The 16,428-nt window shown below is 66.0% G+C and carries 12 protein-coding genes; 11 read left to right on the top strand and 1 reads right to left on the bottom strand.

Annotated features, from left to right (window positions below; translation table 11 throughout):
- The first annotated feature begins 99 nt into the window (after positions 1-99).
- Complete coding sequence (hslU, locus tag AC13D8_RS05750) at positions 100-1,401, top strand: ATP-dependent protease ATPase subunit HslU (protein WP_482968035.1); 1,302 nt, start codon at positions 100-102, stop codon at positions 1,399-1,401.
- Between the two features lie 127 nt (positions 1,402-1,528).
- Here the strand turns inward: hslU and AC13D8_RS05755 are convergent, their stop codons facing one another.
- The gene (locus AC13D8_RS05755) at positions 1,529-2,593 is read right to left on the bottom strand and encodes a hypothetical protein (RefSeq protein ID WP_482968036.1); all 1,065 of its coding nucleotides are present in this window, start codon (positions 2,591-2,593) and stop codon (positions 1,529-1,531) included.
- A gap of 236 nt (positions 2,594-2,829) precedes the next feature.
- Here AC13D8_RS05755 and AC13D8_RS05760 point away from each other — a divergent pair, with 236 nt between their 5' ends.
- From AC13D8_RS05760 to AC13D8_RS05805, 10 genes are all read left to right on the top strand, one after another.
- Positions 2,830-3,405, top strand: coding sequence for an NYN domain-containing protein (locus AC13D8_RS05760; protein ID WP_482968037.1), 576 nt, complete (start codon positions 2,830-2,832; stop codon positions 3,403-3,405).
- Between the two features lie 270 nt (positions 3,406-3,675).
- The gene (locus AC13D8_RS05765; RefSeq protein ID WP_482968038.1) at positions 3,676-4,404 is read left to right on the top strand and encodes a metallophosphoesterase; all 729 of its coding nucleotides are present in this window, start codon (positions 3,676-3,678) and stop codon (positions 4,402-4,404) included.
- A 141-nt stretch (positions 4,405-4,545) separates the two neighbouring features.
- Complete coding sequence (locus AC13D8_RS05770) at positions 4,546-6,711, top strand: GumC family protein (RefSeq protein WP_482968039.1); 2,166 nt, start codon at positions 4,546-4,548, stop codon at positions 6,709-6,711.
- A 91-nt stretch (positions 6,712-6,802) separates the two neighbouring features.
- Positions 6,803-7,129, top strand: a complete 327-nt coding sequence (locus AC13D8_RS05775) for a hypothetical protein (RefSeq protein WP_482968040.1) — start codon at positions 6,803-6,805, stop codon at positions 7,127-7,129.
- Positions 7,130-7,422: 293 nt separating this feature from the next.
- Complete coding sequence (locus tag AC13D8_RS05780; protein WP_482968041.1) at positions 7,423-9,534, top strand: YjbH domain-containing protein; 2,112 nt, start codon at positions 7,423-7,425, stop codon at positions 9,532-9,534.
- Complete coding sequence (locus tag AC13D8_RS05785) at positions 9,531-10,136, top strand: YjbF family lipoprotein (protein ID WP_482968042.1); 606 nt, start codon at positions 9,531-9,533, stop codon at positions 10,134-10,136. The genes AC13D8_RS05780 and AC13D8_RS05785 overlap by 4 nt, the downstream gene beginning before the upstream one ends.
- A gap of 30 nt (positions 10,137-10,166) precedes the next feature.
- Positions 10,167-11,555, top strand: a complete 1,389-nt coding sequence (locus AC13D8_RS05790; protein WP_482968043.1) for a polysaccharide biosynthesis/export family protein — start codon at positions 10,167-10,169, stop codon at positions 11,553-11,555.
- 106 nt (positions 11,556-11,661) lie between these two features.
- The gene (locus tag AC13D8_RS05795) at positions 11,662-13,368 is read left to right on the top strand and encodes a chloride channel protein (protein ID WP_482968044.1); all 1,707 of its coding nucleotides are present in this window, start codon (positions 11,662-11,664) and stop codon (positions 13,366-13,368) included.
- Positions 13,355-14,416 carry an extracellular solute-binding protein gene (locus AC13D8_RS05800; RefSeq protein ID WP_482968045.1) on the top strand — a complete coding sequence of 354 codons (1,062 nt, stop codon included), beginning with the start codon at positions 13,355-13,357 and terminating at the stop codon, positions 14,414-14,416. The genes AC13D8_RS05795 and AC13D8_RS05800 overlap by 14 nt, the downstream gene beginning before the upstream one ends.
- A gap of 191 nt (positions 14,417-14,607) precedes the next feature.
- On the top strand, positions 14,608-16,428 hold a 1,821-nt coding region (locus tag AC13D8_RS05805; RefSeq protein WP_482968046.1), incomplete at its 3' end, for a M10 family metallopeptidase C-terminal domain-containing protein.

Consider the following 16,428-nt stretch of genomic DNA (forward strand, 5'->3'; position numbering starts at 1 on the left):
CTACAGTCAGTATATACGATCTGTATATACAAATCACAACCCCTTCAATTCCCCCCCCACCATGCGTATCTCTCGCCCAAACCGGTAAAGGATTCCTCAATGACAGACCTCACCCCGCGCGAGATCGTCTCCGAGCTCGATCGCTTCATCATCGGCCAGAAGGACGCCAAGCGCGCCACCGCCGTGGCGCTGCGCAACCGCTGGCGGCGCAAGCAACTGCCCGATGACCTGCGCGAGGAGGTCTACCCCAAGAACATCCTGATGATCGGCCCCACCGGCGTCGGCAAAACGGAAATCAGCCGCCGCCTGGCCAAGCTCGCCCGCGCCCCCTTCATCAAGATCGAGGCCACCAAGTTCACCGAGGTGGGCTATGTCGGTCGCGACGTCGAGCAGATCATCCGCGATCTCGTCGACAGCGCCATCGCCCAGACCCGCGAATATATGCGCGAGGACGTCAAGACCCGCGCCCAGGCCGCCGCCGAAGAGCGCGTCATCGCCGCCATCGCCGGCGAGGATGCCCGCGACGCCACCCGCGAAATGTTCCGCAAGAAGCTGCGCGATGGCCTGCTCGACGACACCGTGATCGAGATCGACGTCACCGACACCTCCAACCCCCTCGGCGGGATGGAGATTCCGGGCCAGCCCGGCGGCCAGATCATGAATCTCGGCGACATCTTCGGCAAGGCGTTCGGCGGTCGCACCACCCGCAAGCGCATCACCGTGGCCGAGAGCCACGACCTCCTCGTCAGCGAAGAGGCCGACAAGCTGCTCGATGACGAAACGGTCACCCGCACCGCACTCGAGTCGGTCGAGCAGAACGGCATCGTCTTTCTCGACGAGATCGACAAGGTCTGCGCCAAGTCCGACGCGCGCGGCGGCGACGTCAGCCGCGAGGGCGTGCAGCGCGACCTGCTGCCGCTGATCGAGGGCACCACCGTCTCTACCAAGCACGGCGCCGTGCGCACCGACCATATCCTTTTCATCGCCTCGGGCGCCTTCCACATCGCCAAGCCGTCAGACCTGCTGCCCGAATTGCAGGGCCGCCTGCCCATCCGGGTGGAGCTGCGCGCGCTGACCGAGGCCGATTTCGTCCGCATCCTGACCGAGACCGACAACGCCCTCACCCGCCAATACACCGCCCTCATGGGCACCGAGGAGGTGACCGTCGACTTTACCGAGGACGGCATCGCCGCGCTCGCCCGCATCGCGGCAGAGGTCAACCAGTCGGTCGAAAACATCGGCGCCCGCCGCCTCTACACGGTGATGGAACGGGTGTTCGAGGAACTCTCCTTCACCGCCCCCGACCGCGCGGGCGAGTCGGTGACGGTGGACGCGGATTTCGTGGAGAAGAACCTGGGCGAGCTGATGCGGTCGGCGGATTTGTCGAGGTATGTGTTGTAGAGGGGGAGTGGCTTCGGCCAATAGCCGATCTTGGTGTGCATACGGCGCACGTCCGGAGCCAGCCCAAAGCGGACACGCCCATCGTCACGTCTAGTAGGTTCCGGCGTTGTAGGTTCTCACTGGGTACCTAACCGTAGCGCTTTCGAAGGTCCTCAGTCCAAGTGTTCCAAAGATTGCACTTAGTTAAGATCAAGAGCCTTGCAACTTGCTGAACATTGTAGACCTCATATGGCCCAAGGCGTGGAGTTGTCGCTGAAGAAAATGCATGGGCCGTCATGAAGTTCCGCAAATACTCGCAGCGGTTGATTGCATCGGGAAGCGATAGCTCCAAATCCCTCACTTTTTCTCCGTCGCTGTAAGACGCTAAACAACCTCTAATCGGGTGAATTTCGACCTCGCTTTTTTCCCCTCGAACGATCCAGTCAACAGATCTATCCGGATCAATGCCAGCACGTTTTAGCCTTGCATTGAGGCCCTCCAACACTTCCGGATTCCAGACGAAGTCCGCTTTGTCCGACCATCTCTCTTTTTTTCCACTCGCCTTCACATCCAAGCCGAGTTCTTGAATCGCAGAATATGCAAGGTTAATAGCCACAGACGTTCCAACGTGCGAAGCAAAATTGTCGGTGTGTTTTTCAAACACTTGCCCATAGCGAGGTTGCATTGACCACGGCGTGACGCTCTCAGTTTCGTAGCTATGCGCCAACTTGTGAATGGCATAGACAAGCTTCTTGTCCTGCCAAGCTTCAGCAGCGATGGCGACCGCGACTGGTAGCGTTTGACAGTAGGTAAACCACTGAAAGAGGCCATCGCTTCTAAAAACGTTCTCGAACGTTATCTGCCGGTCTGCATCGTCGTCAGAAAGCTCGAACCCGCAAGTAGGTGGGTTCTTAACATCCGGGTACCCCCCAAGAATGACATTTGCTGCACAGACCAATTGAATAATATTGTCAGCCTCGGTTTGCTCTGTCTCAAGCAGAAGCAACCTCCCGCCTTGTTGTCCTTCGCGGCGGACATCAATGTCGTTCAACGCACTGGCTTGGGATAATTCGCTATAACCTCTTTCCGAGAAGGCATATCGCATCGATGGGTCAGGAATATCCCGTGTGGACCAGTTCGCTGCAGCGCAAATAGAATGAATCAAATCGATTTCGTCAGGTCTAAAGACAAGAAAGCTACAAAACTCTGGCATCGATCTCCTTTCAACAAACGAGCATGAACGTAGCCATTCGGGGCAAGTTTGCAAAGCCCCCTTCCTGCGCTTACCGGACATCTACTCACGTCACGGTGAAGTCAGGCTTGGGGCGGACAGCCACGCCCACCACCTCCGTCATTCCCGCGACAGCGTTTCATGTGCCCCCGTAAATTCCCTCCACCCACCCAAATCCCCCACTTCCCCCTCCGCACCACCCGCGCTAAACACCTCTCATGGTTGTTCCGGTCCTGCTCCTGATCCCGTCTCTCGCCGGCGTCGCCGCCGCGCTTCTGATCCCCGGCTATGCCGATCTCATCCTGTTGGCGGGCCCCTGTGCCATCGCGGCCCTCATCCTGTGCCTGCGCGCGGCCCTGACCCGCGAGGCCCCCGCGCCGGACTGGATCCTGATCGACGGCTCCAACGTCATGCACTGGAAGGACAACACCCCGCAGATCGACACGCTGCGCGAGGTGATCGCCCATCTGGGCGACCTGCGCCGCGCCCCTGCCGTCATCTTCGACGCCAACGCGGGCTACCTGCTGGCGGGCCGCTATCAGGACGATCACGTCATGGCCCGGGCCCTCGGCCTGCCCGAGGACCGTGTGCTGGTCGTGCCCAAGGGCACGATTGCCGACAGCTACCTCCTGACCGCCGCGCGCGATTACAACGCGCCGATCGTCACCAATGACCGCTACCGCGACTGGGCCGATGATTACCCCGAGGTCGCCGAACCGGGGCGGCTCATCCGGGGCGGCTATCGCAACAGCGCGCTCTGGCTCGACGGGATCGAGGCACCCGCCCCGGCGTGACGGCCACCGCCCGCCCCGTTAACCCCGCGCCACGGCACCCTCGATACCGACGCAATACCGACAGGATACCGACGCGATGCAACCCCGGCTTCGGCCTTGTTAACAAGGGGCCTCAGCCCCGATTCGCCCGCCCGGGCGGAAACCGCTTTCCTCTCCCCCCGTTTCACGCAAGATGGGGCCATGCCGATTCCCGCCCCCGTTGTGACCGGCCTCCGGCGCACCCTCTCCCGCCTCCTTTCCCGTCGCGCACCACCCCCGGCGCAGGCACCTTTGCCCCTGTCCACGCTGGCCCCGGAGCGGCCATTCGTGGCGGTCGGGGATATCCACGGGCGGGCCGATCTCCTGCTCGATCTCGACCGGCAGATCGCGGCCCACTGCGCCGGCTGGCCGGTGGTCCTGCTGGGCGATTACATCGACCGCGGAGAGCAGAGCCGCGAGGTGCTGGAGCTGTTGACGACACTCTCGGCCGAGGGCACGCCGCCCGTCACCTGCCTGATGGGCAACCACGAGCGTATGCTGCTGGATTTCTTGGATTTTCCCGACAGGCGCGGTCCCGTCTGGCTACGCAATGGCGGCCTGCAAACGCTGGCCAGTTTCGGCATCGCCCCGCCCGTGGGCACGCAGGCCGATGCCGTGGCCCTGAAGGCACTGCGCGCCCGGCTGGCGGACACGATGGGAGAGGCAATGATCGCCTGGTTGCGGGCGCGGCCATTATTCTGGCAGAGCGGCAATATCTGGGCCGTCCATGCCGGTGCCGACCCGGACCAGCCGATCCCCGACCAGGTGGCCGATACCCTGACCTGGGGTCATGCCGATTTCCTGCGCCGGCCGCGTCCCGACGGGCACTGGGTGGCGCATGGTCACAGCATCGTCGATACGCCCGAGGTCCGCGATGGCCGCATCGCGCTCGACACCGGGGCCTACGCCACCGGTCGCCTGACAGCGGCGGCTATCGCCCCCGGCGACGTGCGGTTTTTCCAAACCGGACCAGGCCGTTAGCCCGCGCCAACCCCCCCCGTCCAACCCGTGCACCGGGATGATGAGGACGGCGCCGCGCCTGTCCTCGAATGACACAGGCACTTTACCTTAAGGGTGTTATGAATTAGCAATTATCAACCATAGGTTGGGGATTGCCGTCCGATGAATGACACCAGACACCCTCTTTTCGAACAGGCCGTTCCCCGCCAGTCACGACCCGAGCTTGCGGACGACGAAATCGACCTGGTGGAGCTTCTCCGCGCACTTTGGCGCGGCAAGTTGACCATCATGCTGGTGACGACACTGGCGATCCTCGCGGGCGGATACTACGCGCTTGGCCTGGCCCAGCCGCAATACCGCTCGAGCGCCAGGCTCATGCTGGAGGTGCGCAGCAACCAGGTCGTCGATATCGAGAGCGTGATGTCCGGGGTCTCGACCGAAACCGCCGCGTTGAACACCGAGATCGAGATCATCCTGTCACGACGGCTCTTGGGCAAGCTGGTGGACGAGCTGGCACTGGTGGACGACCCCGAGTTCAACCCCGACCTGAGATCGCCACCGCTCATCGCACAGGCCCGTTCCCGGGTGTGGTCCCTGCTGTCCGCATTGCTCGGCACCGGGGCAGCGCAGCAGGCGAGCACAACGAAAACTCCCCGGGCCGAGGCCGTCGACGGGCTGCGCGACGCGCTCTCGGCCTCGGTGCAACGGGATACCTACGTATTCACCATCTCCGCCACCACCGGCAGCGCCGACAAGTCGGCGCGGATCGTGAACACCTTGGCCGACCTCTACCTCCAGGACCAGATTTCGGTAAAGTTCGAGGCCACCGAAACAGCGGTCACATGGCTGTCGAAACGGGTGACAGAGCTTGAACAGGATCTCCGCGAAAGGGAGGAGACCCTCAAGGCCGCGCGGGCCGAGACCGACCTTGTCAGCCCCGAAACGCTGCAGGGCCTCAACCTTCGGTCCAAGGACATGCGCGAGCGGCTCGAGGAAATGCGCGCGCGTGCGCGCGAGGCCGAGGCCGAGGCCGAGGTGGTTCGCCTGCAAGAGCTGCGCGATACCGGAAACCGAGAGTCCATAACCGAGGAAATCGGCGACCCCTCGCTTCGGCAGTTGCTGACCCCCATCGCGCGCGGCGATGCCGAGGCCAAAACCCTGTTCGATCAACGCCTCGATACCCTGATCGCGGGGGCGCGCGAGGCTCGTGAACGGATCCTGGGCCAGACCAACGCGCTGGCAACCTCGCATCAGAACCTGCAGCGCCGCATCGACCGTCAATCCGCCGACCTGGTGCGCATTCAGCAGATGGAGCGCGAGACCGAAACCACGCGCACGCTATACGAGACATTTCTCACCCGGCTCAAGGAAACCACGGTGCAGCGCGGGCTTCAGCAGGCCGACAGCCGGGTGCTCTCGGACGCCATCCCCGGCGAGAAGGTCGCCCCGCGCACGGCACTGATCGTCGCACTGTCCATGATGCTGGGGCTGATGGCCGGGGCGGCGATCGTGCTCGTCCGGCAGTTCATGCATGACACGTTCCGCAACGCAGAGGACCTGGAGGCCGCGATAGGATTGCCCGTGCTCGGCCAGATACCGAGAATGCCGCTCAAGGCACGCGAAGACCTGATCGGTTACCTGCGGGACAAACCCACATCCGCCCCGGCCGAGGCGGTGCGCAACCTGCGCACCTCTCTCCTGCTGTCGAATATCGACAATCCGCCCAAGGTAATCATGTCCACCTCCGCCCTGCCCGGCGAGGGCAAGACCACGCAATCCATCGCGCTGGCGCAGAACCTGGCGGGGCTGGGAAAGAAGGTGCTGCTGATCGAGGGCGACATCCGCCGACGGGTCTTTGCCGAATACTTCCGCAACGCCCCGCAAGGTGGGGTCCTGACCGCGTTGTCGGGCGAGGTCCCGCTGCACGAGGTGGTGTTTCACGACGACCGTCTCGGTGCCGACGTGCTGATGGGCGAGAAATCGCGCGCCAACGCCGCCGACCTGTTCTCGTCCGACACGTTCAGCGCCTTCGTGGCACGGGCGCGCAACGCCTATGATTTCGTCATCATCGACACCCCGCCGGTGCTGGTGGTGCCCGACGCGCGGGTGATCGGCCAGCACGTCGATGCCATCATGTTTACCGTCGCCTGGAACAGCACGCAGCACTCACAGGTTGCCGCCGCCCTGCGCGAGTTCGCCTCTGCCAATCTGACGATCACCGGCATTGCACTGGCGCAGATCGACCCGAGAGGGATGCGCCGATATGGCTATGGCGGCAAGTACGGGGCCTACGGGGCCTATGGCAGGGGCTACTACGAGGCGGCCTGAATCGTGCCGCCCGAATATCGACTGTTTAAATCTGACGCGACTTCGCATACACTCAACCTGAAGATGTTTTCACTAGGCAAGGAATCCGGAAATGAAGACGGTCACAGGTTCCACTTTGGCTCTCGTCGCGGGGCTCGCCACGGCTCTACCTGAGATTGCGCAGCAATCCGCGGTTCGACAGGGCAATGAAACGGCCATGGAAATGGCCACCCGCCTCGGTGTGTGCGGTGGGGCCGGTATCGAAACCGCCCGGTTTGGCGGAGCCGGAGACACCCTGAGGGTCAGATGCGTCAACGCGACCGCCGGTATGGAAGGTGGGCTTGGCGGCGGCGGTGTCATCCTTGCCGGCCTTGTTGTCGTTGCAATCGTCGCCGCAGCATCGGGCGGCGGCGGCGGCAGTTCCACGCCCGGCACCTGACAGGCGACCGCTCGGGGGGCTATTATGAGCGCCCCGCCGCATGTGGGCAGGTACGACGGCTCGCAGCACGCACAAGGCGTCTGGCACTCCGGCTGGCTGCTGCGCCCCCGGACTCCCACTTCCACCGCGAGTCCCCCAATAAAAACAACTAAAGATTGCGCCTGGTCTAGACAAAATCTGCCCCGGCACGCTCGCCGTAACCCTAATGTCACGATCCCCATCGCCGAGCGGAATTGACGAACTTCTGTCGTTGTTTTCGTTCCGCATTCTGCTAACCACACGTTATGCGGGAGTTGTCGAGGGAAACGGGTGCCTGGGTGATCGCGGCGGTGTTCGGCGCGGCTCATGCGGCATTTGCGGACGACGCGCCGACGATCGGGACCGGCTACAACAGCTACGGCTCCCCGGGCCTGATCGACATGCCGGTCGCCACGAGCAGGCCCGATGGCGAGTTGGCGTTCTCCGTCAGCAGCTTTGCCGGGCAGACCCGCAATACGCTGACCTTTCAGATTCTGCCCCGCGTGTCGGGCAGTTTTCGTTACTCCGTGCTCGACAACTTGGCGAATGCGGGCCGCGGCACACTCTATGATCGCAGCTTCTCGCTGCACTACCGTTTCGCCGATGAAACCGCTCTGCGCCCTGCCCTCGCGGTCGGGCTCAACGATTTTCTCGGCACCGGCATTTATTCCTCGGAATACCTCGTTGCCACCAAGACCTTTGGCGAGTCCGTTCGGCTCACCGGCGGGATCGGCTGGGGGCGGCTCGGCGGGTCGGGCGGGTTCACCAACCCCCTCGGCGTGTTCGACGAGCGGTTCAAGCACCGGCCAGAGCGTGACTTCGGCAAAGGCGGCGATGTGGAAGCGGCGCAATTCTTCCGCGGCGACGCGGCGCTCTTTGGCGGGATCGAATGGCAGGCGACCGACCGGCTGAAGTTCACGGTCGAATACTCCTCCGACGACCATCCGCGCGAGGACCCCAGCGCGTTCAGGCGCACATCACAGTTGAACTTCGGGGTCACATACGGCCTCGGGCCGATGACCGATCTGTCGCTGCGCTACCTCTATGGCAGTGAGCTGGGCGTGCAGCTCAGCACCGCGCTCAATCCGAAATCCCCGCCCAACCACGCCGGGCGCGATCCCGCGCCACCGCCCATCCTGGCACGCAACACGCCGACAGTGGCCGCGCTCGGCTGGACCGACGGCGTTGTCGAACGCGGTGCGCTGCGCGGCGATATCGCGCGCGCGCTTTCTTCACAGGGCCTCGGGCTGCATGGCTTTTCACTGTCCGGCGGCACCGCCCGGATCGAGATCGAGAACGACACCTACCTTCAGGAGGCACAGGCGGTCGGGCGCACGGCGCGGGTGCTCGCACGACGCCTGCCCGCTCATGTCGATGTTTTCGACATCACGCTTGTCGACGCGGGCCTTCCGGTCACGCAGATCAGCCTCCGCCGCGACGACATGGAGACGCTCGAACATGATCTGGACGGCGCGTGGAAAAGCTTTGCCCGCGCGCGAATCTCCTCGCCCGAGGGGACGACCACCCCCGCGCCAGAACGCTACCCGCGCTTCGACTGGAGCATCTCGCCTTATCTGAGCCCCAGCTTCTTCGACCCCGACGATCCGCTTCGGGCCGATGCGGGGGCGCAGCTCGATGTATCCTTTCAGCCGATGCCGGGGTTTGAGGTCTCCGGCATCCTGCGCCAGAAGGTGCTTGGCAACCTCGACGACGCCACGCGGCGCTCGGATTCGGTGCTGCCCCGGGTCCGCAGCGATTTCGCGCTCTACGACCGTGAGGGGGAAACCGCTATCACCCAGTTGACAGGCGCGCATTATTTCAAGCCCGGTCGCGATCTCTATGGCCGGGTGACGGTCGGATACTTTGAGCGGATATTCGGTGGACTGTCCTCGGAGCTGCTGTGGAAACGCAACGACAGCCCCTTCGCGCTGGGGGCAGAGGTCAATTACACTTGGCAGCGCGATTTCGATGGCGGGTTCGGCTTTCGCGACTACGAGGTGGCGACAGGCCATGTCTCGGCCTACTGGGACATGGGCAACGGCTTTCACGCGCAGCTCGATGCCGGGCGCTACCTCGCGCGGGACTGGGGCGCGACATTCTCGCTGGATCGCGAGTTCGGCAATGGCTGGCGGATCGGGGCCTTCGCGACGCTGACCGATGTGCCCTTCGACACCTTCGGCGAGGGCTCGTTCGACAAGGGCATTCGCATCACCGTGCCGATCCACTGGCTGACCGGCGAGCCCAACAAGACCGCCTACACCACCACGATCCGCCCGCTCCAGCGCGACGGCGGCGCGCGGCTCGACGTGCCGGGGCGGCTCTACGACCGGGTGCGCCCACGGCAGAAACCGGCGCTGCAGGATGGCTGGGGGAGGTTCTGGAGATGAGTGTCGCTTCCCGCAGGATCCCCGCGACCGCGCTCGTGGCCGGCCTCGCCCTGCTGCTCGCGGCGGGATGCGACCGGATGAGCCGGACGCTGGACCTCACCGGCACCGTGGCCGCCGTGCCACCGCAACCGATCGGGCCCGCACGCCTGCGCGTCACCCTGCCCGCCACCGGCGCGCAGGCCACGCTGGCCCCGGTGGCCCGCAACGGCGACGTGACCGTCTGGCAGACGCTCGACGGCATCACGCTCAGCTTTCGCAGCGGGGTGCTGGTCGCAACCCGGGGGCTGGGGGACGACCTGATGTCCGCCGATGTCGACGGCACACTGGCGATGCTGCGCGGCACCGATGAGGCGACACATTATCCCCATATCCGCAGCTATCTCGACGGCGAGGATCGCACTGTGTTTCGCAGCTTCCAATGCCGCCGGGACGCACGGGCCGAGGCCGCACCGGCCCGCCGGATTACCGAACGCTGCGCCTCGCCGCATGGCGAAACGACCAACACCTACTGGCTCGATCAAACCGGCGAGATCACGAGATCACGGCAATGGGTCAGCCCGGCCATCGACTACATGGAAACCGAACGCCTGCCGCGCGAGTGATCCCCGGGGCGAATGAAGGAGGATGACAAGATGAGACACCGCAGGGCCGGATTCGGCGCGCATCCGCTACACGCTCTGGCACTCGCGGCGGGGCTCCTCCTGCCCGCGGCCTGCGGCGTCGTCTACACCAGCCCCAATGTCAGCCGCACGGCGGGGGGCGTGGATGTGCGCGAGATCGCCCTGACACCGGAAACCGTGATCATGGCCAACCGAAGCCCCTACAGCCCGCGCAACCTGCCGCGGGAATTCCACAGCGCCGCCAGCGCCCGGCAGGGGCCCGGCCTCGGCACACTGCCCGCCGCCCCGGACGTACCCACCGCGCAACCCGCCGCGCTGGAGATGCGCCTGCCCCCGGCGTTCGAGCCGCGGCCCTACCGGATCGGCATTGGCGATGTCGTGCTTCTGGCCACCAAGACAAACGGCGACACCGTCGAGCGGCTGAGCGGGCTGCTGGCCGCGCAGACCCAGCGGCAGGGCTATACCGTCTCCGATGACGGGGCGATCTCGATCCCCGATATCGGTCGTGTCGAGATCGGCGGCCTGACCCTGCAAGAGGCGCAGGACCGGATCTTCCGCTTCCTGCTCGAAAACCAGGTAGACCCGGCCTTCTCGCTCGAGGTCGCAGAGTTCAACTCGCAACATGTCACCGTGGGCGGCGCCGTGAACCAGGCCGCGCGCCTGCCGGTCACGTTGACGCCCCCGGTGCTTGGCGACGCCCTCACCGCCGCGGGTGGCATGACGGTGCGCGACGAGGAATTCGCATCATTGCGGCTCTACCGTGACGGCACGCTCTACCACATACCCTACGAGGACTATCTCGCGCGCCCCGACCTGCACGACCTGCCGCTCAAGGACGGTGACGCGGTCTTCGTGGACAATACCTACGACCTCGACCGCGCTTTTGAGTTCTACCGTCAGGAGGTGGACGTGATCCGCCTGCGCTCGCAGGCGCGCAAGGATACGCTCGACATGATGCAGGCCGAAATGGAGCTCCGGCGCAGCGTCCTGGAAGAGCGGCGCAGCAATTTCCGCGCGCGCACCGAACTGGGGGCCGAGCCGCGCGACTACATCTACCTCGCCGGCGAGGTCGAGCAACAGGCCCGCGTGCCGCTACCCTACGCGCAGCAGGCCACGCTCGCGGACGTGCTCTACGGCGAGGGCGGCATCCCGACCCGCACCGGCAACCCGGGCAATATCTACGTGCTGCGCCCGTCGCAGGACCCCGCCGATTTCGGGGCTGTCACCGCCTGGCATCTCGATACGCGCAACGCCGTCAACATCACCCTCGCCACGCGGATGCAGATGCGCCCCAACGACATCGTCTTCGTCGAGGAGCAACCGGTCACCAAGTGGAACCGCGTGATCCAGCAGTTCGTGCCGTCGCTGCTGACGACACCCGCAAGCATCGCCGCCCGGTGAGGTAGCCCGCACAGGGCGGGCTCCCCTGGCGGATGCCGTTTGCCCGCGACAAGCCACCTTGCGGCCGCGCCTTGTGCGGCGGGCCCGGAATGCGGAATATATCCGGATGAGTGTTGTGCCCCACGCAAATCCCGCGCGCCCGGTCCTCCGCATGATGATCCTGACGGGAACGGCGCTCGGCGTCGGGGCGGCAGCCTCTTTCGCGGCGATCGCGTTTGTCGAGCTGGTCTCGGCGCTCAATTCGGCCCTCCTGGTCGCGCCGCGCGCGCGGGTGCAATGGGAAGGGACGCCCTGGCTCGTCACCCTCGCGACCCTGCTGGTCCCCACGCTGGGCGGGCTGTGCGTGGGGCTGTTGCACCGGCACCTGTCGCCCGAACGCCGCCCTCTCGGGCCACCCGACGTGATTCGCGCGGTGCAGTTCCGCCGCCCGCTCCCCGACACGCGCAGCGGCCTCGTCTCCAGCCTCACCGCGATCCTGTCGCTCGGCACCGGGGCCTCGGTGGGCCAATACGGGCCGATGGTTTATCTCGGCGCGCTGTTCGGCGGGGCGGTCCGCAGGCTGCGCGCCGACGTGCCCAATCTCGACGGGATCGCCATGAGCTGCGGTGTCGCGGCGGCCATCGCCACCGCGTTCAATGCCCCCATCGCCGGGCTGGTCTTTGCCCACGAGGTGGTGCTGCGGCACTACGCGACGCAGGCTTTTGCGCCGGTGACGGTCGCCTCTGTCACCGGCTACGTGATCGCCAACGTGATCTTCGAGCGGCCCGCGCTCTTCCTCGTGGATTTCGCCGGCGTGGCGCATGGCTATGAATTCGCACTTTTCGCCCTTCTGGGCCTGCTGGTCGCGCTCACGGCAATCGGCTTCATGCGGCTGGTGCTGGCCTGCGGACCGTGGATCGCGGGCCTGATCGCACATCCCGCCCTGCGCCCCGGCGTGGCGGGGCTCGCGGTGGGGCTAACCGCGCTTGCGTTGCCGGACGTGCTGGGCATCGGCACCGAAACACTGCGCTTTGCCACCATCGAGGGGGCGTTCGGCCAGGGCGAGCTGGTGGTGCTGATCCTCGCCAAGATCGTGCTCACCGCGCTGTGCGTGGGTGCGGGGTTTTCCGGTGGCGTATTCAGCCCCGCCCTCCTCATCGGCAGCCTGATCGGCGCGCTGTTCTGGATGCTGGCGTCGGGCGCCGGTGGCATCCCGACCTCGGGTGTCGCGGTCTATGCCATCGGCGCGATGATGGCCTTTGCCAGCGCCGTGATCGGCGCGCCGCTCACCTGCATCCTGATCGTGTTCGAACTGACCCGCAATTACGACATCACCATCGCCGCGATGGTCGCTGTGGTGTTCTCCAACCTCGTTTCGCACCGTCTGTTCGGACGGTCGCTGTTCGACATTCAGCTCGCCCGCCGCGGCATGGACTTTTCCCTTGGACGGGACCGCGCGCATCTCGCGGCTTTGCCCGTGCGTGACCTCCTAAGCGAGGACGCGGTCACGATGACCCCCGAAGACACGCCTGAAACGATTGCCCGGCGCCTCTCCGAGCGTGGCTGGCGACAAGCTTTCGTTCTCGACGCCGAGGGCAAGCTTGTCGGCGTCTATAGCCCGTCTGACGGGCAGCAGCCCACCACGCTCACCTTCGAGGATGACACCAGCCTCGCCGACGCGATGGAGCGCATGCGCGGCTTCGTCGGCGACGCGGTGCCCGTCGTCGCGCGCGCGGACGGGCGCTACCTCGGGGCCGTGTCCGAGGCGGACATGGTCACCGCATGGCTCGACCACGTCGCCCGCATCAGGGAGGAAGAGAATGCTGCGCTCTAGCCTCATCACCCTCTGGACCGTGCTCCTCTGCACCCCGGTGCTGGCGCAGGATCTCACCGTCGCCACATGGGGCGGAGCCTACGAGGCCGCGCAGCGCAAGGCGGTGTTCGCCCCCTTTTCCGAAACCACCGGCCATGCAGTAGAGGCCCTGCAGTACGACGGCACCGTCGCGGCTCTGCGCGACCGCGCCGCGGCAGAGGGATGGGACGTGATCGACATGCTCGCCGATCAGGCGCGCGTCGCCTGCGCCGAGGGGCTGTTGCTGCGGCTCGATGCGCAGGCGCTTGTCGGCAATGCCGCGATGGCGGATTTCGCCCCGCACACGCCCACCCGCTGCGCCATTCCGCAGAACGTGTACGCCCGCGTCATGGCCTATGACGAACACGCCTTTCCGGGGATAAAGCCCACGCGGATCGAGGATTTCTTTGACACCACGCGGTTTCCCGGCAAGCGCGCGGTCCAGCACGGCCCCGACGGCATCCTGGAATGGGCCCTGCTGGCCGAGGGCGTACCACCGGAGCAAGTCTATGGACTGCTCAGCACCGACCGGGGATTGCGTCTCGCCTTTCGCAAACTCGACACGATCCGCGACGACATCCTGTGGTGGGACGACCCGGCGCAACCCGCGCAGATGCTGGCGGAGGGCCGTGCCGTGATGGCCTCCGGTTTCAACGGCCGGTTCTTCGACGTGGCAAGGCGTGGGGCGGTTCCCGTCGATATCGCCTGGGACGGCCGGATCATCGGCACCGAGGTCTGGGCGATCCCGGCGGCCACCGAAACTGCCGGGCTCGCGCGCCGCTTTCTCGTCCACGCCCTGCAACCGGCCACGATGGCGCGCTTCTCCGAACGCATCCCATACGGCCCGGCGCGAAAATCGGCATTCGAACGGATCGGTCTCAACCCCGAGACCGGCATCCCGATGCGCGTGCATCTGCCCAACGCGCCACAGCATGGCGGGCGCGCCCTTGTCCGGGATGCCGCGTGGTATGCCAACACCCGCGCCCTGCGACAGCGGCGATTCCAGTCATGGCTCCATCAAGAGGAATGACCACCAGGATTGCGGGCCGACGTCCCGGGTGATGGTCGATGACCGGGCACTCCAACACGCCTGCACCGAAAGCGCGAAGAATTTGCGTAAAGCCGTAGTCGAAAGGCATGGTTCTGCCGGAATTACGATCCGCCCGGTGCATGATCGCGGCGCATAGCGATCCGGTGTCCCAAAACCGGATTGGTGCCAGGATGAGCCTGCAATCCATCTCCCACCTGCTGCTCGGCGATCCCCTGCTGGATCACGACCTGCGCGATCTCGGGCTCGTGCGGCTCGATGGTGGCCTGCATCTCGTGGCCGGAACCGGCCCCGCCGGTGGGCTGATTTCCTGGCGTCTTGACGAGGGCACGACCGCCACGCTGGTGGACAGCACGCATTTCTCCGGCGCCGCCAGCACCGGCAAAACCGGTCTGGCGGCGCCCGTGGGCGCACCGGGCCAGCAGTCGCTCGCCTTCGGCGCCGCGCCCGATGGCAGCGGCGCGGCGCTTCTCGCCCACCAGATCAACGACGATGGCAGCTTCGGAGAGATGCTGTCGCTGGCCGCGCTGCCCTCGGATGGCGGCATTGTCTCGGCAATGGTTTCGGCCTCGGTGGACGGGGTCGAGACGCTATTCGTCGCCGATAGCGGCGCGGGTCAAATCCTCGTCTATCGCCCCGGCGCACCGACGCCCGCCGTGGCCGCCCTCGAAGGCCCGACCCTGCTGGCTATGGCCGGAAATGGCACCAGCCAACACCTTCTCGCGCTCGACCAGACCACTGGCGTGCTGCACGCCTTCGGCGTTGATCCCACCACCGGCGCGCTCAGCCCGGGGGACCGGGTCGATGGCACGCACGGCCTGTCGGTGGCCGACCCCACCACGCTGGCGGTGGTCTCGGCGCATGGTGCCACATGGGCGGTGATCGGCTCGGCAGGCACCGATTCACTCAGCGTCGTGCGCGTCGGCGACAACGGCAGCCTGACGGTCGCCGACCACCTGCTCGACACGCTCGGCACCCGCTTCGGCGAGGTCCACGCGCTGAGCGTCGCGCAGGCGGGCGATCACGTCTTCGTCGTCGCGGGCGGGGCGGATGACGGGCTCAGCCTGTTTCGCCTGCTGCCCGACGGGCGGCTATTGCATGTCGAGACGCTGCCCCACGGCATCGGCCTCGGGCTGGAAAATGTCGAGGATATCGGCGCGGCAATCCTCGGCGACCAGTTACAGGTCTTCGTGACCGGCGATTCGCGGGGCGGCGTCAGCCAGTTCTCGCAGGACCTCTCCGGGCTCGGGGTCGTCGTGACCAACTCGGGCGACACGGCTGCCCTTGTCGCGGGCACCACGGGCGACGACCTGCTCGCCTCGCAGGGCGCCGGTGCCGATACGCTCGACGGCGGCGCGGGCGACGACATTCTCGTGGCAGGGCCGGGCGACACGGTCCTGCGTGGCGGAACGGGCGCGGATACCTTCGTCGTCTCCGCCGAATCGGGTCGCGTGACGATCACGGATTTCTCCCCCGGCACGGACCGGCTCGACCTGTCGGACCTGCCGATGCTGCGCGGTCCCGCGCAGCTCGGGATCGAGGCCGGGCCCGGCACCGCGCGCATCACCTTTCGCGACACGGTGATCGAGCTGTCGAGCCCCACGCCGGTCGTGCCCGACGCCGCCGCCCTGTTCGGTCCGGTGTTCGACTGGCCCGACCGGCTGCCGATCATCGCCACCGACGCCCCCCCGCCGGTCACGCCCCCCACCGAGCCCCCCGTGCCCAACGTCCCCAACGAGTCCAACACACTCGTCGGCACCTCGGGCTCCGACGCGCTGACCGGCGGCGCGGGCGACGACACGCTCCGGGGTGAGGCAGGCAACGACACCCTCACCGGCGGCGCGGGCGATGACCTGCTTGAGGGCGGGGCGGGCAGGGACATGGCCGTCTATTCCGGTGACCAGTCGAGCTACACGCTGACGCTGAGCCCGGGCGGCACCACGCTCACCGACCGGCGCGCGGATGGCAACGGCACCGACACGCTCATCGACATG

The organism is Roseovarius sp. B-10 (genome assembly GCF_056859295.1).

What these genes read in the sequence shown, in the direction of transcription:
- hslU (WP_482968035.1), top strand. Translation starts at nt 100, where the DNA reads ATGACAGACCTCACCCCGCGCGAGATCGTCTCCGAGCTCGATCGCTTC.
- AC13D8_RS05755 (WP_482968036.1), bottom strand. Translation starts at nt 2,593, where the DNA reads ATGCCAGAGTTTTGTAGCTTTCTTGTCTTTAGACCTGACGAAATCGAT.
- AC13D8_RS05760 (WP_482968037.1), top strand. Translation starts at nt 2,830, where the DNA reads ATGGTTGTTCCGGTCCTGCTCCTGATCCCGTCTCTCGCCGGCGTCGCC.
- AC13D8_RS05770 (WP_482968039.1), top strand. Translation starts at nt 4,546, where the DNA reads ATGAATGACACCAGACACCCTCTTTTCGAACAGGCCGTTCCCCGCCAG.
- AC13D8_RS05775 (WP_482968040.1), top strand. Translation starts at nt 6,803, where the DNA reads ATGAAGACGGTCACAGGTTCCACTTTGGCTCTCGTCGCGGGGCTCGCC.
- AC13D8_RS05785 (WP_482968042.1), top strand. Translation starts at nt 9,531, where the DNA reads ATGAGTGTCGCTTCCCGCAGGATCCCCGCGACCGCGCTCGTGGCCGGC.
- AC13D8_RS05790 (WP_482968043.1), top strand. Translation starts at nt 10,167, where the DNA reads ATGAGACACCGCAGGGCCGGATTCGGCGCGCATCCGCTACACGCTCTG.
- AC13D8_RS05795 (WP_482968044.1), top strand. Translation starts at nt 11,662, where the DNA reads ATGAGTGTTGTGCCCCACGCAAATCCCGCGCGCCCGGTCCTCCGCATG.
- AC13D8_RS05800 (WP_482968045.1), top strand. Translation starts at nt 13,355, where the DNA reads ATGCTGCGCTCTAGCCTCATCACCCTCTGGACCGTGCTCCTCTGCACC.